Genomic DNA, 25,589 nt, shown 5'->3' with positions numbered 1-25,589 from the left:
TTTTAGGGGTTTGTAACTTGTTAATTACATAGACAAATGTAGAATAGTTTTATAGAATGACCATTAACATATGTTAATAAATAGAATTCTTTCTAATTCTACTAAGCTGAACTGGAGTAATATTAAGGTATGAGGCTATATGGTATTGATTAATAAGGTTGTCAATATTTGGGTAATTTTCTTGTAGTTTTTTATACCTCTGAGTAGCATCTAACATCTGTAATTCTAAAATTTTAGACACTTCTCTAATGTATATACTTTCTAGTATTTTGTAATGAAAAATTGAAATTTCATGGTACTCTAAGGAGAGGTTGTAAAAGTTTTGATAGTTGCACTCTAAAACTTCACAATCAGTTAAACATTCATAAACTAACTCTGAAGGTTCGTTTTTTATTAAAGCACTTAGGTTACCTGATGTAATTACTGGAGTGTAAAGAGTTTTTGTGTGTTCTTTACCTTTAACTCCAATGTTATAAGATCTTATAGTGCCTTTTTTTAAGATATATATGTTTGTGGATTTTTGACCTAAAGAAACGACTTCATAGCCTTTAGAGAACTTTTTAATAGTTAAAATATTAAAAAGTTTATTTAAAGCACCTTCAGATAAAGGGTGGAAATTCTGGGAAAAATCTCTAAAAAACTCCATAGATAAAATAATGAAAGAATGAAATAATTAGAGGGGACTATCTCAAATTTACATTAATTTTTTCTAAAAAGCTAATAGTGTTAGGGCCTTCCATAAAAAGGAGGTCTAAAATAGATAAATTAGGTATAAACCCGTATTTATCATCAAACATTTGAATATAAGAATCCATTTCTATTTCAATTCCTTTTTTAGCAATAGCTAAAGATCTAAAATCGGTACTTTCAGAGTTTATTTCGTAACTGGTTGTTTTAGTGAATTGTTGCTTAATTTGTAGAGTATCAGTTACAAATAAATGAGTATCAATATTTAAATCGTGTAAGAATTTATACTTTTTGTTGAAAATAGTAAGTAAATCATTTTCAAAAAATTCAAAAAAAGGAGAAGAGCGATAAGCTGACTGTAATGACTTTAAATGTTGCTGTTGCCAAGGGAAGTCATTTTCAACTAAAGTATCTTTTGTCTTTTTTCTACCTTCTTTTGTTTTGTTTTTTACAGGAATATTTAGGGCAAGTTTACCATTGGCACCATAAATATAACAACGGTTACGGTAGGTTTGCTTTTGGTAATTGTCTTCAATCTCAAAAGTAATAGTATCCGATTGATAGATTGCTGCATATTGCGAAATAGGAGCAAAGTATGTTGGGATAAAAAGTGACATTAGGCTTTCTTCTTTTTACTTTTTCTAAAACTATACACAATATAGCCCCCAATTGATAATAAAACTAACCAAAGATAAGAAACTGGTTTACCACTACCCCCAACAGTTGTAAACATTCTGTCCCAACGAATAGAGTTTAGTTTAGCTATAAAACTAGGTGCATTGGCATCCCAACTTAACCAAATCATAACAGGTTTACCAACTACATGATCAAAAGGTACGTACCCCCAGTTTCTAGCATCTAATGAGCGTTGACGATTGTCACCCATCATCCAGTAATAGTCTTGCTTAAAAGTGTACTCTTTTGCCTTCTTACCATTGATGTAAATATCGTCTCCAAAAATAGTTAAATTGTTGTTTTCATATCTTCGAATAATTTGCTCGTAAAACGGAATAGTTGCAGCATTTAATTTAACAGTTGCTCCTTTTTTTGGGATATATATAGGTCCAAAATTATCGGTAGACCAAGCATATCTTGGATTATGAGGAAAAACAGATTTATCATAAGTCCCTTTTGGAGTTAAGTGTTTTTCAATATTTTTTACAATGGGATTCTTAGCTATTAAAGCAGCCTCTTCATCAGTTAAATTCAATACATATTTATCACCTTGCATTCCCCATTCTCTGATGTTGTATCTCTTTACAGCACCTTCACTAAACTTTTCACCGTTAGTGTCTACAATATGTAGCCATTGTGGTTTTGCTCTATCAGGTAATACAGTTTTCTTTCCGTTAATAAATACATAACCATCACGAACTTCTAAAGTGTCACCAGGAGTACCTACTGCACGTTTCACATAGTTTGTACGTTTGTCAATAGGTTTATAAGTAAAATTCCCAGAATTATCTCCCCACATCGTAGCTAGGGAATCTGAAGGCCAGCTAAAAACAACAATATCATTACGCTTAATTTTTTGAAAGCCAGGAACACGCATGTAAGGTAAAGATAACTTGTTTAGCAAACCATTTTTATTTTTATCGTCAGATAAGAATGATTTTGTACCTAACACAGGAATAGTATCATGTGCCATAGGTGCAGCAACAGTGGTCATAGGTACACGAGCACCATAATGAAACTTACTTACAAATAAATAATCACCAACCAATAATGTTTTTTCTAATGATGATGTAGGAATGGTGTAGGGTTGCATAAAGTAAGTATGCACTAAAGTAGCAGCAATAATAGCAAAAGCAATAGAACTTACCCATTCACCCAAAGGAGACCTTGGTTTTAAGCTCCTATTTTCTATATGGTTTGTATTCGTGAAATAGTTAATATAATAGATGTATAACCCTAAAGTTAGAATAGCAAGGATAGTATCAGGTCTTTTATTAAAACCAAAACTTCTACAAGTTTCAACCCAAATTATAGGGAACATTAATAAGTTTACAATAGGAATAAATAATAAAATCACCCACCATTTTGGACGGTTTATGATTTGCATTAATACGATAGCATTGTATACAGGTATTGCTGCTTCCCAAGCTTTTTTACCAGCTTTAGTATATAATTTCCAAGTACCTAAAAAATGAATAACTTGTATGAATAAAAAGAATAAAAACCATTCAGTAAATGTCATAATCTATATATTTTGTAATTCCTTATAAGGAATAAAATTCAATATTATTTGTGTGCTTTTAGAGTTTTTTGTTACGCTATTAACCTAAGTTTAACACATCTCTCATAGTAAAAACACCTGTCTTATTTTTCAGCCACTCTGCAGCAATAACAGCTCCTAAAGCAAATCCTTGACGATTGTGAGCTGTATGTTTAATGTCAATGGTATCTACTTCAGAATTATAAGTTACCGTATGAGTCCCTGGAACATCTGGAGTTCTGATAGCTGTAATAGAAACATTTTCTTCTGATGTTTTCTCATCTAATTCCCAAGCTTTTTTATTTGTGTTTTCAATAACCCCATCTGCTAAGGTAATTGCAGTACCGCTTGGAGCATCTAGCTTTTTAGTATGATGAATCTCTTCAATAGAGACATTGTATTGCTCTAAAGTACTCATCATTTTAGCAAGTTGTTTGTTTAATTCAAAGAAAACATTAACACCTAAGCTAAAGTTAGAAGCGTAGATAAAAGCACCTTTCTTTTCATTACATAAATTAACGACATCTTCGTATTTATCCAACCAACCTGTGGTTCCAGAAATTACTGGAACATTATTGTTAATACAAGTACTAATATTATTGTATGCTGAAGAAGGAATACTAAAGTCAATAGCAACATCTGCTTTGGTGATGTCGTATGCTTCTTTTCCTGAGGTTTTTATACTAATTTCATGTCCTCTTTGTAAAGCAATTTTTTCAATTTCTTTACCCATTCTACCATAACCAAGTAAGGCTATTTTCATCTTAAAAAGAATATTTAAACGTTAAACCAACTTTCGGTGCTTCAATAAATAAAGGATCGGGAGTTATTACTGGTTTTATAGATAAACTGTCATCTGTGTCAAATTGTAGTAAGTGTGCGTTAACACTAGCTTCAACAATTTGTAAAACGTATAAAAGCACACCCGTTAATAACGATAAATCTCTATTTTTACGTAAAGTTTTTTGAGCAGATTCTAATCCAGGTGTTGAAATAAATGGGTTCCCGTCCTTACCATTGAATTCATCAGACAACCCTTGATTTCTAAGCTTAAAAGCCGTTCTATATCGATCGTATTGATTACTGTTGTCAAAATAAAAATAAGCACTAGCACCCATTGCTCCCCATACTATAGGAGCTTTCCAATACTTACCATTATAAATTTGTCCACCTCCAGGGAAAATAGCTGAATAAAAAGCTGCTTTTGAAGGCGATAAAGGGTTGTATTTGTCGCTAGTTAATTGAAGCTGTTTTGCTCTAACGGCAATAGAATCTTTTTGAGCAAAGGCATTTTGAAACAAAAAAAGACTAAAAAAAGCGAATATGATTATACGTACGTTCAATTACTTTAATAAGTTTTTAATACGATTAAAATCTTCTTCTGAATGAAAAGGAATAGAAATTTTACCTTTTCCACGATTATTTACAGAAACATCAATCTTATGACCAAAATAATCACTGATATCTTTAACGCTTTCAGAAATATAATTAGGTAAAGGTTTCTTTTTTACTGCTTTAGCAACTTTGCCAGCTTTTAAGTTTTTGACTAGTTCTTCAGTTTGACGTACTGATAATTTATCACGAACAATTTTCTCATAAATATTTAATTGATCAGAATTACTATCAACATTAATCAAAGCACGACCGTGTCCCATTGAAATAAATCCGTCACGCATTCCTGTTTGAATAATTGGGTCTAATTTCAATAAACGTAAGTAGTTGGTAACTGTAGAACGTTTTTTACCTACACGAGTACTCAATTCTTCTTGTGTAAGTTGAATTTCATCAATTAAACGTTGATAAGAAAGTGCAACTTCAATCGGGTCTAAATTTTTACGTTGAATGTTTTCAACCAACGCCATTTCTAACATTTCCTGATCGTTAGCCAAACGAATATATGCAGGAACAGTTTTATTACCAATAAGCTTAGAAGCTCTAAAACGACGTTCTCCAGAAACTAATTGGAATTTATCACTTGATAATTTACGAACAGTAATAGGCTGAATAACACCTAATTCTTTAATAGAACTAGCTAATTCGCGCAACGCTTCTTCATCAAAATAAGTTCTAGGTTGATACGGGTTTACATCTATTGAATTTATATCGATTTCAAGAATGTTTCCTACTAACTTATCTGCATTTTTGTCTTCTGCTGAATTTACTTCTGCAGTTTCTTTTAACAATGCTGATAAACCCCTACCTAAAGCTTGTTTTTTTGTTGCTTTTGCCATGTACAGTAATTATGCGTTTTTAGTTAAAATTTCGTTCGCCAAATTTAAGTAATTTACGGCACCTTTACTCGTTGCATCGTATGAAATTATACTTTCTCCATAACTTGGTGCTTCACTTAAACGGATATTTCTGTGTACTATTGTTTCAAAAACCATAGAACTAAAGTGCTTACGTACTTCGTCTACAACTTGATTTGATAAACGTAAACGAGAATCGAACATGGTTAATAATAAACCTTCAATCTCTAATTCTTGATTGTGTATTTTCTGAACACTTTTAATGGTGTTTAATAACTTTCCTAAACCTTCTAAAGCAAAGTATTCACATTGAATAGGTATAACAACAGAGTCTGCCGCTACAAGTGAGTTTAAGGTTATTAAACCTAAAGATGGAGCACAATCAATTAAAATAAAATCGTAATCATCTTTAATATCTTCTAACGCTTTTTTTAACATGTATTCGCGTTGTTGCTTGTCTACCAATTCAATTTCAATGGCTACTAAATCAATATGAGCAGGGATTAAGTCAACGTTTGGAGAGTCAGTTTTTAAAACAGTATCCTTTGCAGGGATTGTATGTTCTAAAACCTGATATGTTCCAATTTCTATACTTTCAACGTCTAAACCTAAACCAGAAGTAGCATTTGCTTGGGGATCAGCATCAATTAACAATACTTTTTTTTCTAAAACACCTAAAGCCGCAGCTAAGTTTACAGATGTAGTAGTTTTACCTACGCCACCTTTTTGATTTGCAATTGCAATAATTCTACCCATTATAATTTATAAAGTTTGAAAGAGGTAAATTTACAATTATTTATCATTTTTAAAAGAGAAAGACGTTAATAAAATTACAAAAGCCACAGACTTTTGATTCTGTGGCTTTTGTAATTTTATATATTGTGAATTTATTATCCGTTTAACATCACAGGCATAACAAGCATAGTTACTAGTTCACCTTCTTCAGTTCCGTCAATTGGAGTTAAAATTCCGGCTCTATTTGGTAAACTCATTTCAATTAAAACATCGTTAGAGTTTAGGTTGTTTAACATTTCGCTTAAAAAACGAGAGTTAAATCCAATTTGCATATCATCTCCTTGATAATCACAGTTTAATCGTTCATCAGCTTTATTAGAGTAATCTAAATCTTCTGCAGAAATATTCAACTCAGTTCCCGCCATTTTTAAACGAATTTGGTGTGTCGTTTTACTAGAGAAAATAGATACACGACGAACAGAGTTTAAGAAAGAAGCTCTATCTACTGTTAATTTATTAGGATTCTCTTTCGGTATAACTGCTTCGTAGTTAGGGTATTTTCCGTCAATTAATCGACAAATTAATACTACGTTATCAAAAGTAAACTTAGCATTGGTGTCGTTATATTCAATAGTAACATTGTTTTCTGAACCTCCTAAAATACCTTTTAATAAGTTTAAAGGCTTCTTAGGCATGATAAATTCAGCAGATTTATCAGCAGTAATATCTGTACGTGTATATTTTACTAATTTATGAGCATCCGTAGCAACAAAAGTTAATTCTTTTGAGTTGAACTGAAAAAATACACCACTCATCACAGGACGTAAGTCATCGTTACCTGCAGCAAAAATAGTTTTAGAGATTGCTGTAGCTAAAATATTTGATGGGATTTCTGTACTACTTGGGGAAGGCAATTCTACAGCTTTAGGGAATTCGTCACCACTAAAATACGCCATATCGTACTTTCCTTGCTCTGAAATAATTTCAATAGTATTATCTCCTTCAACCTTAAATGTAAGAGGTTGTTCAGGAAATGTTTTTAAAGTATCTAATAATAAACGAGCATTTATAGCAATCGCTCCAGTATCAGTACTTTCAACTTCAATAACAGAAGACATGGTAGTCTCAAGATCAGAAGCAGATATTTTTAATTCGTTTTCAGATAGTTCAAATAAAAAGTTATCTAAAATTGGTAACGTGTTATTGCTATTTATAACTCCTCCTAAAACTTGTAGTTGTTTTAATAACTGTGAGCTAGATACGATAAATTTCATTTAGTAATTTTTCTATTTATTAGACTTACAAATATATCTTAATTTGATGATTTTAAAAATTATTTTTTTTAAAGAGCACAATAAGTTTAATTAAATTGATAATTTAATTGTATTGTACCATAAAAATTCCCTTTAGGAACACGTGAGCTTTTGAGTTTTTTAGTGTGATAATTGATGGCGTATCCAAAATTAAAACGATTACTAGTAAAACGAATTCCAAACTCTGTTGTAAACTTAAAGGGCTCTATTTCAAATGTAACTGGGCTGTCGTCGTTTAAAAAACTCCCTTCAATAGTTGCGTCATAAACAACATAATGAAGCATTGGTTTTAGGTATAAAAAAACTTCTGCCTTATTTTCGAAGCTAGTGTTTTGGTTATTTAAGTTTCCATGAAAAGCGATGGAGTTTATAATGCTTTCTAAAGGCTTAAAACCAACACGAGTATACAAACCTGTTGATAAGTCAGTGTAAACAGTACCTAACCTAGCAGAGTTTATCCAGTTAAGGTCAAAAATATTATCTCGGGCTATTTTTTTAATATAATCAGTATTTAAATTAAGAGCAAATGCATTTTTTATTTGGTAGTCCCACCCAGTAGCCTTATTAAAACCATACATTTTGTGAATAATATCTTGTAATTCTTCACTTAATGAAGAAGAACCTATAACTCCTATTTGTATAGATGTTTTTAAAATTGATTCATTTGTGTAAAATCTGTTTATACCAAAGCTACCATACAAATAACCAGCAAAAGGACGATCGTGTTCTTCAACGGTTTCTACTACAGCTTTGTAAGGAGTGTACATATGGTGCCCTAATTGAATTTCATATGTTTTTTTTTCAATACTTTTAACTTGTTTTTTGCTTAAGAAACGGTATGTTAAAAAGCCTCCATTAGTATAGTAACGGTCTTGATAAGTAGAGGTGTATAAATCATTATCATTTATAAAACTAAACTCTTTAGCGTATTTACGTTGTGAGAATGTATGAAGAGAAAATAAGATAAATAAAAGTAGTATATTTTTTTTCATAGCTGTAAATATCGTATTATTTTAGCACAACCTTGGTTAAATTATTAACAAGAATAACTAAATAAACTTATGAAAGAAAAACCTGAATTAACAATTGAAGACTTTGAAAGTGTTTCGACAAGTGAAGAATTGTTGGCTATTATTGAAAAAAAGGGAATTTCTATTACTAAGGTTAAAGTAAAGCTAGATTATGAAGAAGAATTGAGGAAGTTACAAATAGAATTAGTGAAACTTCAGCAGTGGATCGCAAAAAATAATAAACGAGTTGCTGTAATCTTTGAAGGAAGAGATGCTGCAGGAAAAGGAGGGAGTATTCGACGTTTTATGGAGCATATGAATCCCCGTTCTACCCGTTTAGTAGCTTTAAATAAACCAACTGAAGTAGAAAAAGGGCAATGGTATTTTCAACGATATATTAAAGAGTTGCCTAACCCAGGCGAAATTGTATTTTTTGACCGTAGTTGGTATAATAGAGCAGTGGTTGAGCCTGTGATGGGTTTCTGTACAGATGACCAGTATAAAAATTTCTTAGTACAGGTGCCAGAGTTTGAACATATGTTGTATGAAGACGGCGTTGTAGTGATAAAGTTTTGGTTGTCAATTTCAAAGGATGAACAATTACGACGTTTTAACTCTCGAAATAACAATCCTTTAAAACGTTGGAAGTTTAGTCCTGTTGATAAAAGAGGACAAGAATTATGGGATACATATAGTTACTATAAAAATGAAATGTTTAGTAAAACACATACAGCTTATAGCCCGTGGATAGTAGTGAAAACAAACAATAAAAAAGAAGCTAGAGTAGAGTGTATGCGCCATGTATTATCTCAGTTTGATTATGATGGAAGAGAAGAAGCAACAACAGTTTTAACGCCAGATCCAAATATTGTAATGCGTTATTATCGTTCAGTAAAACATTTAGATTAAGAATGGGAAAGTTAACTCAAAGAGACGTAAATAAATTAAATACAACAAGAGGTTTAAAAGCTTTATTATCGAAATCTTTTAATTTAGAAAGAGCAATCCGATATGTTGATTATGAGCGAAAATTAAAAAAATTACAAGTTGAAATAATTCGTTTACAAGCCTGGGCGATTCAAGAAAATGAACGAATTATAGTGATTTTTGAAGGAAGAGATGCTGCAGGAAAAGGTGGAGCAATACGTAGAATAACAGAACGTATCAATCCTCGTCACATGCGAATTGTAGCGCTTCCTAAACCTAATGAAGATCAAAAAACACAATGGTACTTTCAGCGATATGTTGAACAGTTTCCTAAAGCAGGAGAAATTGTGTTTTTTGATAGAAGTTGGTATAATCGCGCAGTAGTTGAGCCTGTAAATGGTTTTTGTACTCAAGAGGAATATGAGATTTTTATGAATCAGGTAAACGATTTTGAACGTATGATTTTAGAATCTGGCATTCGGTTGGTGAAAATTTATATGTCTATCAATAAAAAAGAACAAGCAAAACGATTCAACGATATAAAAAATAATCCATTAAAACAATGGAAAATGACGCCTGTAGATGAAAAGGCACAAGAACTTTGGGATGATTATACAGAATATAAAAAAGCAATGTTCTCTAAAACAAATACAGAAATATCTCCTTGGAAAGTTATTCGAGCTAACAGAAAAACAGTGGCAAGGGTAAATGTAATTAATTATATTTTAGAAAGAATCCCTTACGATAAAAGTATAAAAGTATAACTAAGGTAACCTTTGTTCTACTTCTTCAAAAATAAAAAACAATTCACCAGCAATTTGTTTACTTGTTTGAAGATAAGTTTCTTCGGTTAAGTCAGTATTGTCTGATGTTTTTGGGTCGTTATAAGGTAAATGAAAACGCTCGATAGCATCAGGAATAAACGGACAATTTTGATCAGCACTATCACAAGTAGTAATTGCAATAAAAGGAAAGCTATTTTGAGGATGATCATATAACTTTGAAAAACCTAAGATAGATTTCTTAGTCCCGTTAAAAGATACTAAATATCTAGGATTCTGATGAGAAAAATCAACAACACTAAAAATAAAGCCAGTTTTTTGTAAGCTTTTAACTGTGTTTCTGTGAAAAGAAGTAGTTTCTGTTCCACCAGAATAGGTAAACATATTCTTTAAATTAAAATATTCAATAGCAAAGAAGCTCCATACCTGGGCAAGCTGACTTCTACGAGAATTATGAGTACAAATAAAGTTTAAATTTATTTTTTCTCTATCAAGATACTCTTCAAAAACAGTATCAACTATTTCAAGTAATAAACCCTTGCGGTCTTCAGTAAGAATTAATTCTTTTCTCGCTTCCTCAAAGAAATTTTTTGTGTTGATATTCTTAGTGTTTATCATTTATTTGCAGTTATTTTGCAGAGTGAAATTATTTGCAAAAATACAAGCTAATGCCATTTTAGCTAATTAAATAAAGGTTAAGAATGTGTTTAGAAATAGGAAATAAAGTAGCTGTTATAGATGCTAACATTAGAGGAGTAGTAGTGAAATTAAATGGAGATAATGTTTTTGTATTAGATGATGAAGGTATGGAGTATTGCTTTACAAAAAAAGAGCTAGTGAAGGTTGAAGTCGATCAAAGTGAGCTAAGTAAATACTCTGATATTAATAACCCAATGCTGAAAGCTAAAATTCAACCAAAAGAAAAAAAGAAGAAAACATCTTTTGTAAAAGATAAAAAAGAAGTGATAATGGAGGTAGATTTACATGCTGAAAAGTTGGTAAAATCTACAAGAGGAATGGATAATTTTGATATTTTATCATTACAAATTAATACAGCAAAGCATAAGCTAGAATACTGCATATCAAAAAAAATATCTAAGCTAGTTTTGATACATGGAATAGGAGATGGAGTTTTAAAAACAGAATTAAAATACTTGTTAAATAATTATCCAGTTAAATATTACGATGCTTCTTATCAAAAATATGGACAAGGAGCCACAGAGGTGTATGTTTTTCAAAATGAATAATTAGTTTAACTATCAACTAGAAAATATTACTTTTGAGTTATGAATTCTATTTACTTAGACAATGCCGCAACAACACCTATGCTGCCAGAAGTTATTGAGGTTGTTCAACAGTCAATGCAAACAAATTATGGAAACCCATCATCTACGCATCAATATGGAAGGAAGGCTAAAGCTGCGGTTGAAACAGCTAGAAAAAATATAGCGAAACATTTTAATGTGTCTTCAAGTGAAATCATTTTTACAGCAGGAGGAACTGAAGCGGATAATTTAATTTTATTTAATGCAGTCTTAAACTTAGGAGTAGAGAGAATTATTACTTCCAAGATAGAGCATCATGCTGTTTTAAATACAGTACAGTTTTTAGAAAAAAAGTATAATATAACTGTCGATTACATTGGAGTAAATGAAAACGGAACTGTTTTAGTAGACGATCTGGGAGATTTATTAAATAGATCAAAGAAAAAGACTTTGGTGAGTTTAATGTATGTGAATAATGAGGTTGGTAATTTATTACCAATTAATAAAGTAGCAACGTTATGTAAAGAACACAATACTTATTTTCATTCAGATACAGTACAAGCCATAGGGCATTATGCTATTGATTTACAAAAAACACCAATAGATTTTATTGCAGCAAGTGCCCATAAATTTCATGGTCCTAAAGGAGTAGGTTTTGCTTATTTTAAAAAAGGAATTGGAATACTTCCAATGTTACATGGAGGGGAGCAAGAAAAAGGAGCAAGGTCAAGTACTGAAAATGTACATTCAATAATTGGTATGGAAAAGGCGCTAACTATTGCTTGTGAAAACCTAAGAAAAGATGAAGAGTATATTGTAGGATTAAAAAAGTATTTTATAAGAAAAATAAAAGAAATAATCCCAAGCATTATGGTTAATGGAGAATCGATGGAAGAAACAAGTTATACCATACTAAATTTACGATTTCCTGTTGAAGATAAAATGTTGCTGTTTAATTTAGATTTATCTGGAATAGCTGTATCTGGAGGTAGTGCTTGTCAGAGTGGTAGTAGTAAAGGATCTCACGTGTTACAAGAGTTTTTAGGTGAAGAAGAAGAAAAGAAAACATCCGTACGATTTTCTTTTAGTAAATTAAATACAATTGATGAAATTGATTATGCCTTGAATCAGTTAAAGATAATATTGAAAATAAAATAATTTTTTTTCTTTTTATTTAATATTTTTTTATTTGTGTTAAACAAAAGTTAAAAAATATTGACTCTGTTGTTGATAGGTTTTATTGATGATAAGATTGTTTGTTATTTTTTATTATTATAACGTGACTTAAATTGTTAATTTTACGTCTAATGTTTTAGTGAGAGTAAAAAAAGTTTACTTTTGCACATTCAAAATTTTAGAGGCCCCCCACAAGAAATAAGTTGTAAAAGAGCAACTTAACGTTTTTTTGTGTGGGGTTTTTTATATTCCACCGTATTGTTTATTAAAAAATAAAAAGCCTTGAAGAATTTTAAGGCACAACATTGTATATAAAATAAAATGTATTAATATGGGGGAGAGTTACATTTCAAATAACTTTACAATAAGAAAAAGAATTAAATTCTTTTTAACCTTAATTTTTTTAAGTGTAATTGTACACGTAAAAGCTCAGGTAGCAGTTACGCCTAATCCTACAGCTGCTCAAATAGCAACAGAATTACAATCAGCAGGTGTAATCATAACAAATCCTGTAATCACTAGAGGGGCAACAAACCAAATAGCTCTTTTTACAAATGGTGATGGAGGTGCTAACTTAGAGGTTGATAGAGGAATCGCTTTTACAACATCTAATGTTAATCAGGTTTTTGTTACAAATAATCAAACAGGACTATCTGTAAATGCTTCTGGAACAAATTATTCAGATACCGATTTAACAACAATTGATCCAGAGGCAACTAGGGATGTAGTTGTTTTTGAGTTTGATTTTAGAGCATTGCCAAACTATACAGGAGTTCTTTTAGAATATCAGTTTGGATCTGAGGAATACCCAGACTTTGTAGGATCTCCTTTCAATGATATTTTTGGTTTTTTTGTGACTGACCCTTTAGGGGTAGATCCAACAATACCAAATACTGCTCCTGGTGCAAATCTAGCACAGGTACCTAGTACTGCAAATCCAGTGGCAATTAATAATATAAATGCTGGTTTTAGAGGGAGTTCAGGAGGAGTTGGGGACTACCCCGGTATCACTCCTGATTTGTCGCAAGGTGCATTATATATTAATAATGGGCATGTTTTAGATAATGATACAAACCCAAATAATGCTGGCCCTGTAAATAATAATCCAGGAACCACTCCTATAGGCGTAGAGTTTAACGGTATTACTAGAAAATTAACCGCAAATATAAACTTAACACCAGGAATAACTTACCATATGAAAATAGCGATTGCAGATGTTTTTGATTCAAGTTATGACTCTGGTGTGTTTATTACAAAAGTAGGAGGTGTACCTATTATAGTTGCTGAAGATGATTCGGGAGAAGTTGTTAGTACTAATGGAGGGGTAGCCGTAGTAAATGTTTTAACAAATGATACAGTAGCAGGTATAACTAATCCATCTGCATCAGGAGTAGAGCTATCTGAAGTTAGTTCTGAAAATTCAGGAATAACATTAAATACAAATACAGGAGAAGTTACTGTAGCTCCTAGTGTACCAGCGGGGGTATATGAATTAGTGTATAATTTATGTCAGCCTTCAACAAATTGTGATACAGCAATAGTAACGGTAACAGTTTTAGCAGATAGTGATGGAGACAATGTTGCGGACAGAGATGATTTAGACGACGATAATGATGGTATTTTAGATACAGAAGAAAATAATTGTATAGGATCTATAAGTTATGAATTCTACAACTCTTACCCTGCATCTAATTCAGTAGATGATATACCAACTACAGGGGCTTTAGCTATAGGAACTCGGTCTAATTTCAATGTAGACCAATTATGGGCGCTACATACCCCAGGAGATGATGAAACATTTAGTGTTAGATATAAAGGGTTATTAAGAATAGATACTGATGGAGTTTATACATTTTATACAACATCAGATGATGGGTCTAAATTATTTATAAATGGAATAGAAGTTGTTGATAATGATGGATTACATGGTAGTCAAACCAGAAATGGTCAAATATCTCTTAAATCAGGAGTACATGAACTCGAAGTGTTATTTTATGAAAGAACAGGAGCTGAAAGTTTGTCGGTGGAATATGCAGGACCATCTATATCAAGAAGAAATTTACCATTCTCAAGATTAAGCTGTCTGTTAGATTCCGACAATGATGGAATACCAAATCATTTAGACTTAGATAGCGATAATGATGGATGTTATGATGCTATAGAGGGAGATGAGAATGTTCTTAGTTCTCACTTAAACTCTGACGGTAGTATCAACATTGCTGCTAATGGTGGAGTTGACACAAATGGTGTTCCTGTTTTAGTAAATTCAGGAAGTGCAGACATAGGAGGAGATAAAGGGCAAGGAATAGGAACTAGTACTGCAGCCAACCCCGCTCCAGATGCAGGAACATTAAGTGGAGGAAATGTAGTTTATGTTAATAATAGTATAACATTAACTTCGGATGGAAATTCGGGAGGGGTTTGGAGTTCATCAGATCCTTCTAGAGCAACAGTTAACGCTAGTACAGGAGAAGTGTCAGGGGTGCTAGCAGGGACAGTAACAATTACTTATACAGTTACTTCTATAGGAGGATGTGAAGATAGTTCAGATATATCTATAACGATACGTATCCCACCTACAGTAACCGGCATTACAGATGCAAGTGCGACGGAGGGCGATGCTGTAGACTTTAACTTTACGTTAAGCAATGCAAGTGCTGTTGATGTAGACTACACGTTTACCCTAACCAATGGCACTGCAGGAAGTTCAGATTATACGACGACCGATGTTGTGGTAACCGTACCAGCAGGCGCAACAACCGGAACGGTAAGTGTACCAACGACTGAGGATACTATTGACGAGTCAGATGAGACCTTTACCGTAACCAGTGGAGGACAAAGTGCAACCGGAACGATTCAAGATAATGATGGAGCCCCTACAGCACCAACAGTAGTAAGTCAAACGACCGACGACACGACACCAGTAATCACCGGAACAGCAGATAGTGAAGATACGATTACAGTAACGGTAAACGGAGTGACGTATACAGAAGGAGACGGAAACTTAGTAGACAATGGAGATGGAACATGGAGTTTAAGCACCCCAGCAGGCAATGAGATTCCAGAGGGAACGTATGATGTATCCGTAACAGCTACAGATGCAGTCGGAAACACAAGTAATGATACCACGACCGATGAATTAATCATTGATACCACTGCCCCAGTTTTAACGATAGCTATAGATGATATTACAGCAGATAATATCATTAACGCAGTTGAAGCAAACAGTAACATTCCTGTTACAGGAACTGTAAGTGGAGACTTTAATACAGGTGATATCGTGACTTTAGTGATCAATGGAAACACTTATACAGGAGCGGTAGACGCAAGCGGAAACTATAGCATCAGTATACCAGGTTCAGAATTAGCAGCCGATACGGACACTACAGTAGAAGCAAGTGTAAGTTCAATAGATAGTGAAGGAAATAGAGGATCTGCTCTAAATACGCATAAATACTATTTACAAGACACAGATAATGATGGTATACCAGATGTTGTAGATGTAGATGATGATAATGATGGGATTCCAGATGTTGAAGAGGGAGATGGTTTAGTGGATACTGATGGAGATGGAATTCCAGATTCATTAGATCTAGATTCTGACAATGATGGTATAAATGACGTTATAGAGGGCGGAAATGGAGATTTAGATACTAATGGAGATGGAGTGATAGATTCTAGCGATACAGGGTATACAGATACTAACGGAGATGGTCAATCTGATAACTCAGTAGATGAAGAAGAAGAACCAGATACGGATGGCGACGGTATTCCAGATTATCAAGATTTAGATAGTGACAATGATGGGATTAATGATGTTATTGAGGGAGGAAATGAAAGTTCCGATACTAATGGTGATGGAGTAATAGATTCTAACGATACAGGAGGTTCAGACTCTGATGGCGATGGAATTTCTGATAGTGTTGATGGAGATGCAAATAATTTTGGTGAAGGAGATAATGGAGATGATAACCCAGTAGACACAGATGGAGATAGTGTTCCTGACTATCAAGATTTAGATAGTGATGATGATGGAATTAATGACGTTGTAGAAGGAGGAAATTCTGATGAAGATGGAGATGGTCAAGTAGACAATCCTTCTGAAGATACAGATGGAGACGGTATAGCTGATAGTGTAGATGGATTTGACGGTCATGGAGATGCCAATTCTCCAGATAATGATACAAATCCAACAGACCCTAATAGTGGAGGAAATGGTGTAGTTAATGATAGTGGAGTAGACTCTGATGGAGATGGTATTGCTGATAGTGTAGATGGCTTTGATGGGTTTGGAGACGCAATCAATGATGATACTTGTGTAAAAGTAAACAACTTAATGAGTCCTAATGGAGATTCAGCAAACAGTTATTTACATATTGATTGCATTGAGAATTTTCCAAATAATACTCTTGAAATTTTTAATAGATGGGGTAACACAGTATATAGAATTAAAGGATATAACAATAGTAGTGTTGTGTTTAGAGGGATTTCTGAAGGAAGAGCAAACATAAATGTTGGTGATAAATTGCCAGTTGGAACATACTTCTATATTTTAGACCTTGGAAACGGAAGTAAAGTTAAAAAGGGATGGATTTATATTAATAGATAATATAGATATATTAGAAAAAAGAGACTGATGAATAAAAGTTTTAATCAAATGAAATTATATTTAAGTTTAATCTTACTATGTACAATGAGTATTTGTGTAACTACAAATATTCAAGCACAACAAGATCCTCAGTACACACAGTATATGTACAATACAATGAATGTAAACCCAGCTTACGCTGGATCTAGAGGGCATACAGTGATTACTGCATTGGGTAGAATGCAGTGGGTAGGTTTTGAAGGAGCTCCTAATACTCAAAACTTATCATACGATACACCTTTAGGATATTCAGGTTTAGGGTTAGGAGTTAACTTAATGAATGATCAGGTGGGACCTTCTAGTGAAATATATTTAGATGCGAATGTATCTTACAATATACAAACAGGAGAAGAAGGGAACTTAGCCTTTGGATTGCGATTAGGAGGTAGATTACTAAATATAGATTGGTCAAAAGGAACTTATAGAGATGATGAAGTAGTCTTTCAGGATAACATTAATAAATTCTTACCAACCGTCGGTGCAGGTATTTATTATCATCAACCACAATGGTATGTAGGGTTATCGGTACCTAATATTTTAAGAATGGAGCATTACGATGCAGAGACTCCAGGAGAAGTAGCAGTGGAAAGAATGCACTTTTTCTTAATAGCAGGATATGTTTTCGACATAAATGAAGATTTAAAGTTTAAACCAGCAGCTTTGTTAAAAGGAGTTTCAGGAGCTCCTCTATCATTAGATATTTCAGCTAATTTATTATTTAATGAAAAATTTAGAGTTGGAGCCTCTTGGAGATGGGATGATTCTGTAAGTGCACTTTTAGGTTTTCAAGCAACAGACTCTTTACTTATAGGATACTCATATGATTTAACAACGTCAAACTATAATGTAACAAACTCGGGAACACACGAAATTATGTTACAGTATGAAATATTTAAAGATATTAGATATAGGTCCCCAAGATTCTTTTAAAAAGAAAAAAATGAATTTTAAAAAAATACTAGTATTAGCAACATTTTTAATGCTGGCTGTAAATGGTTTTGGTCAAAGTAGAAAAGTAGCGGACCGTTATTTTGGAGAGTTTTCTTATGTTCAATCAGCTAAATTGTATAAAGATTTAGTATTAATTAAAGGGGATAGCTCTCAACATGTATTAAGTAGGTTAGCTGAGTCTTATTATAATAATTCAGATACTGAAGAAGCAGAAGTTTGGTACCAAAAACTTGTTTCAAATTTTAAGGAAAAAGTTGAAGAAAAGCATTTATTTAAATATGCTCAAACTTTGAGAAGTAATGGAAAGTATAAAAAATCAGATTCTATATTTTTAAAATTAGCTCAAGCTCAAAAAAGTAGTTTAAATAAGGAATTAAAAAAAGAAAGTTATTTATTAGATTACACAAATCAAGAAAAAAGAATAGGAGTAAGGAACTTAGCCATAAATACACCCTATTCAGATTTTGGAGGTTTTTTATTGAATGGAAAAGCGTATTTTTCATCCTCTGTTCCTAATAATTCAAAAAAACAAAAAATATATAAGTGGAATAACCAACCGTTCTTAAATATTTATAAGGCAGAGGAGGATGTAAAAACATTAGAAAGAAGTAAAAAAGATACTATATTAGTTTTAGGAAACGTTCAAAAGATTGGAGAACCAATAGCATCTGAACTTCATGAGTCTTCACCTGTATTTACAAAAGACGGAAAAACCATTTATTTTACAAGAAATAATTCTGAAGGAAAAAGAGTTAAAAGAAGTAAAAAAAATACATCTAACTTAAAAATTTATAAGGCTAGTTATCTAAACGGTTATTGGGTAAATGTTAAAGAGTTACCATTTAATAATGATGAATATTCTTCTGGTCATCCAGCTTTAAGTTCAGATGAAAAAACATTATATTTTGTTTCTAATATGCCAGGAGGATATGGACAATCTGATATTTATAAGGTAGAAATAAAAGAAGAAGATGAGTATGGAGAACCTATAAATTTAGGAAACACTATAAATACGCCAGAGAAAGAAGTTTTCCCTTATGTAGGGAGCGATAATGTACTATATTTTTCATCTAACGGACATTTAGGTTTAGGGCTTCTTGATATCTTTCAAGCAAAGATTAAAGAAGATGGTACATTGTTATCACCAGAAAACCTAGGATATCCATTTAATAGTAAAAAAGATGATTTTTCATTTTTTATAAGTAAAAATGGAAAAAGAGGTTTTTTCTCATCAAATAGAGAAAAAGGAAAGGGAGATGATGATATTTATAGCTTCTTTATCTACACAGATCCGCCAGTTTGTACACAAATTGTTAAAGGAGTAATAAAGAATAACAAAACAAATGCTCCAGTAGATGCAGCAGTGATAAAGTTAATTAATAAGGAAAAAGAAATTATAGCAGAAACTATTTCTGATGTATCAGGTAATTATACTTTTAAAGACGTACCATGTAATGTTACTTATACGGTTACTGCAACTAAACTGGACCATAGATCGGCTAGAAGTATAGTGTCTACTACAAGTAAAAGAAAGAAAGAAGTTACAGTAAACCTAAAATTAACACCATTAATAATAGGAAATCAAATAGTAATAAAGCCTATTTATTTTGATTATGACAAGTTTATTATTAGGGAGGATGCAGAATATGAGCTAGAGAATATTGTAACAGTAATGACAAACCACCCTGAATTAGTAATTAAAATAGAAGCACACACAGATAGTCGAGGTCGTAGAGATTATAATAGATTTTTGTCAGATAAAAGAGCAAAATCAACTAGAGATTATATTCTATCAAGAGGAATTGCTAGTGATAGAATTGAAAGTGCTATAGGTTATGGAGAAGATAAACCTTTAAATGATTGTGTAGACGGAAAAAAGTGTACTGAAAAAGAGTATCAATTAAATAGACGCTCTTATTTCTATATAGTAAAAGGAAGCGAGTCTGTAGAGATTAGACAAGAACAAGAAAAAAAAAGAGTAAGAAAAAAACTAACCACTAAAAGAAGTAATTTTTTAGAGTTTTTAAGCAAAAATTTAAAGAGATCAGGAAGAAACTCAAGACCAGAAAATAATAAGTGTTTTAAGGAAAAAGAAGATAATTGTAATAAAATAACAAAAGAAGTTAAAGTGAATTATAAAAATTAAGCCCCCCACAAATAACCGTAATGTTATTAAGGTAAAACTCCTTTTTTTAAAGGAGTTTTTTTTATTTACTCAGTATAATATTATGCAAAAAATTAAGTTATAAGGTTACATTAACTTATTATCATTATTATTAATTATGAAAAAACTATTTATTCCCTTAGCGTTATTGGCTTTAACGATGACGTCTTGTGTATCAAAAAAGAAGTATGTTGAGTTAGAGCAGAAGTACAATGATACAAGAGGAAACTTACAAAAAACAACTCTAGAGAAGGAGCAACTTGAGGCTAAGTTTGCTAAAATTGAAAAGAGAGTTGATGACTACAATGAAAAAATTAACTCATTAAAAAGTGTAAATGAATCACTCCATGAAGAAAATAACGTTAAGTTAGACATGGTTGGAAAATCAGCGGTAATCTCAAACTCTGTAAAAGAAAAAATGAGAGAAACACTTAAAAATGTTGATCCATCTGAGTTAGCTAACGCTAAAACGTTAAAAGATTCTATGAATGTAGCTATTGCTCACAACTTAAAGAAGTCAATAAACACTTCAGAATTGGAAAACGATGAAGATGTAAATATTGATATTGACCAAACAGTTGTAATGATTTCTGTTTCAGATAAAATGTTATTTAATACAGCAAGTTATAGAGTTAAAAGAAATGCATACAAGTTAATAAAGAAATTAGCTGATGTGATTAATTCTGAACCAAGTATGGATGTTATGATCGAAGGACATACAGATTCAAGACCAATTCATAATGCTGTTGTACAAGACAACTGGGATTTAAGTGTAAAAAGAGCAACATCTATTGTTAGACTTTTAGAAGGGAAATATGATGTAGATCCTAGTAGATTAATTGCTTCAGGAAGAGGTAGTTCTGTACCACTTGTAGAAAATAGTTCAGCAGCTAATAGAGCTAGAAATAGAAGAACTAGAATCGTAATTTTACCTAATTTAGATAAGTTTTTTGGTTTACTAGCTGAAAAAGAAAATATCAAACCTTAGTTATTATTAAAATAAAGAATAAAAAACCAGCTAAATGCTGGTTTTTTTGCTTAATAGCTATTAAATAGTAAGTTTGTAATAGTTTGATTTATCTTATCTTAGAACAACATGGAGATTGTTCTGCCTTATGCAAAATAGTATAATCTTTTTCCTTTTTTTGATTTCTAATATATTTTGAGTCAAAGTAAAAGTAAAAGAGCCCTAAAATTAGGTAAAGAGAATAAGGGAAAAGGAATAGTTTATGATTGTGATAAGAATAAAATGAAGATAAAATGGATAAATAAATTCCTGAAGAAATAAAAGAAATGGTTCATAAGGCGAATGAAATACTTAGTGAATTAGACAAAAAGAATTAAGAGAGAAAAGAAGAAAAAGCTTTAAATAAATAGAAAGTATTATAACTACTCTTTTTTTGATAATTTTATTTCTTGTCTAAAATAATGTATTGTAGTACTACTTAGACTACTGTATTTACTATAGTGTACGGAAGAATTATCTAAGAGGATAATGTCTTATAAAAAGAAAAGCTTCTAATTTTAATTAGAAGCTTTTCTTTTTATATATAAACACTTTTTTAAGAGTTATTTATTCATGAAGTTTAAAGTTAACGGGAATATAATACTCAACATTAGCTGTTTTACCATTATGCTCACCAGGAACAAACTTAGGTAATTTAGAAACCATTCTTTTAGCTTCTTGCTCTAGCAATTGACCGTCTTGTGGGCCTTTCATTTTAATGTTGGTTACTTCTCCTTTTTTATCAATAATAAATCGTACCCAAACTCTTCCTTCAATGTTTTGTTCAGCAGCTGCAGCTGGATAGTTAAAGTTTCTTTGAATATGGCTAACCATTCTTTCGTTAAAACACTTTAATTTTTGCATATCAGGAACCTTTGTACAAGCTTTAAATTGAGGGATACTTTGTACCTCCATAAATTTAACAAAATCAGTAATAGCTTTTTCTTTTACTACATTAGAACTTTTCTTAGCAACAACTTTACTTATTGTAGATTTAGAAGAACTATTATTAGTTGCTCCAGGTGCTCTAAACGTAATAGGAACCCCATATTTTACTTTTACAGTTCTTCCATTGTGTTTACCAGGTATAAATTTAGGAAGATCGTTAATAATTCTACTAGCCTCCTTTTCTAAAGATTCTCCACCTTTAGGTCCACGCATTAAAATATCTTCAACATTTCCTTGCTCGTTTATTGTAAACTGAACTAAAACTCTTCCTTGAATACCAGCATCAATAGCTTCTTGTGGATAGTTGAAGTTCTTAATAATATGTTTAGTCATGTTAGTTTCAAAACACTTTGCCTGCTTAATTAATGGAACATTGTTACATTTACTAAACAAAGGAATTTCTTCAACTAAATTAAAAGGAACTTTTTCAATAGTAGCTGAATTATCTTCTAACTCAAGTTTACCAATTAATAAAGATTTCTTTTTAATATCAGCTACCTTTTGAGAAGAATTAATACCTCCAATAGCAGAAACAGCTTCTTTATTCTTACGAACAACGCGTCTTCTGGTTGAGACTTCAATAGATAGTTGTTTTTTTGCACCATTATCGGTGTCTTCGATTGCACATTTTGTGATACTGTTTGGATCAGCGATTTGTTCATCTGGAGTAGTACATACTTCTTGTCCTACAGCCGCTAAAGAAAGTAGCATAATAGCTACTACTAAGGGGAATTTTTTAATCATTGTGCTCTAATTTTAAGTGTTTGGTAGAGTTAATTAACTATTAACTGATGCCGTAAATATAGGTAAAAAATAGAAAATAACAAATTTATTCTACGATTCAGATTGCTAGAGTGATTTTAATCTAAAAAAGATGAATACATTTAACTATAACGGAACCCTAAAAATTATAGGCAAAGCATATTTTACATTAACTAAACTACCTTTATGGCTTCCGGGAATAAATTTAGGAAGAGCAGCAATTAATCTGTGAGCTTCCTTCTTCAGTAAATCACTATTTTCAGCCCCTTTTTTCTTTATATAAACAACATTCCCTTTTTTATTAATAGTAAATTGTACTAAAACCTTCCCTTCAATTTTTTTTCGCAAAGCTTCCTTTGGATAATCAAAATTTCTAACAATATGTTTTATCATTTCCTTTTCAAAACATTTTGATTGTTGTAAAATTGGAGTTTTTTTACATTCTTTAAATAGAGGAATTTGTTCTACTAGGTGAAAAGGGACTTTGTCTAGAGAAGTTAAAATATCCTCTTTTATATTTAATTTTTCAACAAGTGAGTTTTTACTTTTTATTTGCTTAACTTTATTAGTTTTAGCTGAAATAGCATTAGCCTTTCTAAGTTTATGATGCCTTTTTCTTGTTGAAATTTCTTTAACTTTTTCAATCTCTAGAGCTTCTTTTACATCGTCTATAGAACATTTAGTAATGCTAATAGTATTAATGTCCTGAATATTTTCATTGGGAGTTTCACATTTTTCTTGAGAGTAAGAAAATGATATTGAAAATAAAAAAAGGATTAAAATATGTTTCATTTGTGTACGTTAAAGAAGAATTTTTAGGTACACGAAAATAAAATTATTTGAAGTTATGGATAAACGTTTTATATTAATTTAAGATTAAGTTTATAGGAAAAGAGTAAGTTACATCAACAGGTATCCCTTTCTCTTTACCTGATTCTAACAGAGGTAACTTGTTGATAATCCGATTAATTTCATTGGTAATAACTTTGCTAGGTTTTGAACTAACTACTTGAATATTTTTAGGTTTACCATACACATCTATAGTAAATTGAATTAAGACCCTACCACGTATACCTTCCTCTGAAAAGACCTCAGGATAATAATTTTTAGAAAAATGCTTTTGTATATTGTTTTTAAAACATTTTTTAGCCTTTTCGTTAGAATTATTTTTACACTTAGGAAATAAAGGAACTTGTTCAACTACAGAAAATAATACCTCTTTAGTTTGAGACTTCAAAGAAGTTTTTATAGATAAGTCGTTATTAGCAGTAACAATAGAAACCTTAGAAGGAGTACTTAGGCTTGATTGATTTTTTTGTGGTGTTTTTCTTATTTTTTTTATTCTATTTCTAGCGGTTAATGCTTTTGTAGTTCTTTCTCTTGAATTTTGTTTCTTGTCAACAATCTCACATTTATTTACACTTATAATATTTAAATCAATAGCATTGTCTTCAGGAGTAGTACAAACTTCTTGAGCTTTTAAAGTAACAGTTACAAAGAGAAGAAGCATAAAAAATAGTAATGTTGTTTTCATAGGATTTAAAAGCTTGTTTGGTGTTGTAAAGGTCACGCTTTATTGCTCTTTTGTCCTTAAGGAATCATGATAAATCTATTAAGTAATATGTTCTTTAATGTTATGAATATTAATTAAACATTAAGTAGGCTTTTGAATAAAAATAAAGCCTTCATAATTATTACGAAGGCTTTATCAACACTGAAATATTTTATGTGTTATTATTTCACATTCATTAATTCAACATCAAAGATTAAGGTTGCATCTGGAGGAATTACACCGCCAGCACCTTGTGCTCCATATGCTAAGTCAGAAGGAATTACCAAACGAGCTTTGTCTCCAACTTTTAATAACTGAATACCTTCATCCCAACCAGGAATTACTTGACCTACACCGATAGCAAAATCGATAGGTTGTTTACGTTTGTATGAAGAGTCAAACACCGTTCCGTCTAATAATTGACCTTTGTAATGTACAGAAACCGTAGCTCCTTTCGTAGCTTGTTTTCCATCTCCGTTTTGTAAAACCTTATAGCGTAATCCGCTTGGAGTTTCATTGTAACCATTAGCTACTTGATCTAATAATTCTTTTTGACGAGCTTTCGCTTCAGCTTCACGTTTTTCACGAGCTCCTTCAAAAGATCTAAAAGCTTCTACTGCATTAAAAGATTCAGCGGTATCACCAACACGAATAATTTCTACATCCATAGTGTCGTCTTGTGCAATAGCATCAACAACATCTTGACCTTCAATAACACTACCAAAAACAGTGTGTTTTCCGTCTAACCAAGGAGTAGCAACATGTGTAATAAAAAACTGAGAACCATTAGTTCCAGGTCCTGCATTTGCCATTGATAACTTTCCTGGAGCATCGTGCTTTAATTCAGGGTGAATTTCATCATCAAATTTATAACCAGGATTTCCTGTTCCTGTTCCTTGTGGGCAACCACCTTGAACCATAAAATCAGCAATTACACGGTGGAATTTTAATCCATTGTAATAAGGAGTTCCTTGTGGTTTTGCTGAGTTTTCTAAATTTCCTTCTGCTAAAGCAACAAAGTTACCTACAGTTCCAGGAGTTTTTTCGTATTCTAAGTTTACTAAAATATCACCTTTTGGAGTGGTGAACTTTGCATAAATTCCGTTATCCATTTTTCTCTTGTTTATTTATATTGCGCGATTCCAATATCCAAAATATATTATATTAGGTAAAAGAATCTTTTTATTAAAATAGCTAAA

At 31.7% G+C, this 25,589-nt stretch carries 22 protein-coding genes; 8 read left to right on the top strand and 14 right to left on the bottom strand.

Annotated elements, in window-relative coordinates:
• Window positions 1-73 precede the first annotated feature (73 nt).
• The 9 genes from C7448_RS07475 to C7448_RS07435 all read right to left on the bottom strand — a co-directional run bounded on the left by C7448_RS07475 (window position 74) and on the right by C7448_RS07435 (window position 8,191).
• Window positions 74-646 carry a Crp/Fnr family transcriptional regulator gene (locus C7448_RS07475; protein WP_115900748.1) on the bottom strand — a complete coding sequence of 191 codons (573 nt, stop codon included), beginning with the start codon at window positions 644-646 and terminating at the stop codon, window positions 74-76.
• Window positions 647-683: 37 nt separating this feature from the next.
• A complete protein-coding gene (locus C7448_RS07470) occupies window positions 684-1,304 on the bottom strand; it encodes a WbqC family protein (protein ID WP_115900747.1) in 621 nt (206 codons plus the stop codon).
• Entirely contained in the window at window positions 1,304-2,884 is a 1,581-nt protein-coding gene (gene lepB / locus C7448_RS07465) for a signal peptidase I (RefSeq protein WP_115900746.1), read from the bottom strand. Before lepB ends, C7448_RS07470 begins: the two co-directional genes overlap by 1 nt.
• 79 nt (window positions 2,885-2,963) lie before the next feature.
• The gene (dapB, locus tag C7448_RS07460) at window positions 2,964-3,665 is read right to left on the bottom strand and encodes a 4-hydroxy-tetrahydrodipicolinate reductase (protein WP_115900745.1); all 702 of its coding nucleotides are present in this window, start codon (window positions 3,663-3,665) and stop codon (window positions 2,964-2,966) included.
• A 1-nt stretch (window position 3,666) separates the two neighbouring features.
• A complete protein-coding gene (locus C7448_RS07455; protein WP_115900744.1) occupies window positions 3,667-4,245 on the bottom strand; it encodes a DUF5683 domain-containing protein in 579 nt (192 codons plus the stop codon).
• Window positions 4,246-5,133: a ParB/RepB/Spo0J family partition protein gene (locus tag C7448_RS07450; protein WP_115900743.1), complete on the bottom strand. Its 888-nt coding sequence runs from the start codon at window positions 5,131-5,133 to the stop codon at window positions 4,246-4,248. It abuts the gene before it with no gap.
• Between the two features lie 9 nt (window positions 5,134-5,142).
• Window positions 5,143-5,907: a ParA family protein gene (locus C7448_RS07445; protein ID WP_099216461.1), complete on the bottom strand. Its 765-nt coding sequence runs from the start codon at window positions 5,905-5,907 to the stop codon at window positions 5,143-5,145.
• A 134-nt stretch (window positions 5,908-6,041) separates the two neighbouring features.
• The gene (dnaN, locus tag C7448_RS07440) at window positions 6,042-7,160 is read right to left on the bottom strand and encodes a DNA polymerase III subunit beta (RefSeq protein WP_115900742.1); all 1,119 of its coding nucleotides are present in this window, start codon (window positions 7,158-7,160) and stop codon (window positions 6,042-6,044) included.
• Window positions 7,161-7,246: 86 nt separating this feature from the next.
• Window positions 7,247-8,191, bottom strand: coding sequence for a lipid A deacylase LpxR family protein (locus C7448_RS07435; RefSeq protein ID WP_115900741.1), 945 nt, complete (start codon window positions 8,189-8,191; stop codon window positions 7,247-7,249).
• A gap of 69 nt (window positions 8,192-8,260) precedes the next feature.
• Here C7448_RS07435 and ppk2 (C7448_RS07430) point away from each other — a divergent pair, with 69 nt between their 5' ends.
• Both ppk2 (C7448_RS07430) and ppk2 (C7448_RS07425) read left to right on the top strand, forming a co-directional pair.
• Window positions 8,261-9,118: a polyphosphate kinase 2 gene (gene ppk2, locus C7448_RS07430; RefSeq protein ID WP_115900740.1), complete on the top strand. Its 858-nt coding sequence runs from the start codon at window positions 8,261-8,263 to the stop codon at window positions 9,116-9,118.
• A 2-nt stretch (window positions 9,119-9,120) separates the two neighbouring features.
• On the top strand, window positions 9,121-9,900 hold the full coding sequence (ppk2, locus tag C7448_RS07425; RefSeq protein ID WP_115900739.1) for a polyphosphate kinase 2: 780 nt from the start codon (window positions 9,121-9,123) through the stop codon (window positions 9,898-9,900).
• Here the strand turns inward: ppk2 (C7448_RS07425) and C7448_RS07420 are convergent, their stop codons facing one another.
• Window positions 9,901-10,536: a low molecular weight phosphatase family protein gene (locus C7448_RS07420; protein ID WP_115900738.1), complete on the bottom strand. Its 636-nt coding sequence runs from the start codon at window positions 10,534-10,536 to the stop codon at window positions 9,901-9,903.
• Between the two features lie 83 nt (window positions 10,537-10,619).
• On the opposite strand from C7448_RS07420, the gene C7448_RS07415 reads away from it, so the two are divergent.
• The 6 genes from C7448_RS07415 to C7448_RS07390 all read left to right on the top strand — a co-directional run bounded on the left by C7448_RS07415 (window position 10,620) and on the right by C7448_RS07390 (window position 21,110).
• On the top strand, window positions 10,620-11,165 hold the full coding sequence (locus C7448_RS07415; RefSeq protein WP_115900737.1) for a Smr/MutS family protein: 546 nt from the start codon (window positions 10,620-10,622) through the stop codon (window positions 11,163-11,165).
• A gap of 39 nt (window positions 11,166-11,204) precedes the next feature.
• Window positions 11,205-12,341 carry a cysteine desulfurase family protein gene (locus C7448_RS07410; protein ID WP_115900736.1) on the top strand — a complete coding sequence of 379 codons (1,137 nt, stop codon included), beginning with the start codon at window positions 11,205-11,207 and terminating at the stop codon, window positions 12,339-12,341.
• A 349-nt stretch (window positions 12,342-12,690) separates the two neighbouring features.
• Window positions 12,691-16,968 carry a choice-of-anchor L domain-containing protein gene (locus C7448_RS07405; protein ID WP_115900735.1) on the top strand — a complete coding sequence of 1,426 codons (4,278 nt, stop codon included), beginning with the start codon at window positions 12,691-12,693 and terminating at the stop codon, window positions 16,966-16,968.
• Window positions 16,969-17,016: 48 nt separating this feature from the next.
• Window positions 17,017-17,937 (top strand): PorP/SprF family type IX secretion system membrane protein, encoded by a 921-nt coding sequence (locus tag C7448_RS07400; RefSeq protein WP_115900978.1) that lies wholly within the window; start codon window positions 17,017-17,019, stop codon window positions 17,935-17,937.
• Window positions 17,938-17,947: 10 nt separating this feature from the next.
• A complete protein-coding gene (locus C7448_RS07395) occupies window positions 17,948-20,104 on the top strand; it encodes an OmpA family protein (protein ID WP_170137014.1) in 2,157 nt (718 codons plus the stop codon).
• 136 nt (window positions 20,105-20,240) lie between these two features.
• Complete coding sequence (locus C7448_RS07390) at window positions 20,241-21,110, top strand: OmpA family protein (protein WP_115900733.1); 870 nt, start codon at window positions 20,241-20,243, stop codon at window positions 21,108-21,110.
• 585 nt (window positions 21,111-21,695) lie between these two features.
• On the opposite strand, the gene C7448_RS15800 is transcribed toward C7448_RS07390, so the two are convergent.
• The 4 genes from C7448_RS15800 to C7448_RS07365 form a co-directional block, all read right to left on the bottom strand.
• Window positions 21,696-22,820: an energy transducer TonB gene (locus tag C7448_RS15800; protein ID WP_170137013.1), complete on the bottom strand. Its 1,125-nt coding sequence runs from the start codon at window positions 22,818-22,820 to the stop codon at window positions 21,696-21,698.
• A 144-nt stretch (window positions 22,821-22,964) separates the two neighbouring features.
• A complete protein-coding gene (locus tag C7448_RS07375) occupies window positions 22,965-23,630 on the bottom strand; it encodes an energy transducer TonB (protein WP_115900730.1) in 666 nt (221 codons plus the stop codon).
• A gap of 73 nt (window positions 23,631-23,703) precedes the next feature.
• Window positions 23,704-24,372: a TonB family protein gene (locus tag C7448_RS07370; RefSeq protein ID WP_115900729.1), complete on the bottom strand. Its 669-nt coding sequence runs from the start codon at window positions 24,370-24,372 to the stop codon at window positions 23,704-23,706.
• Between the two features lie 200 nt (window positions 24,373-24,572).
• Window positions 24,573-25,502 carry a peptidylprolyl isomerase gene (locus C7448_RS07365; protein WP_115900728.1) on the bottom strand — a complete coding sequence of 310 codons (930 nt, stop codon included), beginning with the start codon at window positions 25,500-25,502 and terminating at the stop codon, window positions 24,573-24,575.
• Window positions 25,503-25,589 lie beyond the last annotated feature (87 nt).

It is taken from the genome of Tenacibaculum gallaicum (assembly GCF_003387615.1).
In the GTDB taxonomy this organism is placed as follows: domain Bacteria; phylum Bacteroidota; class Bacteroidia; order Flavobacteriales; family Flavobacteriaceae; genus Polaribacter; species Polaribacter gallaicus.
The sequence above is the reverse complement of the archived record's forward strand: the minus strand, read 5'-3'. Positions and strand labels throughout refer to the sequence as shown.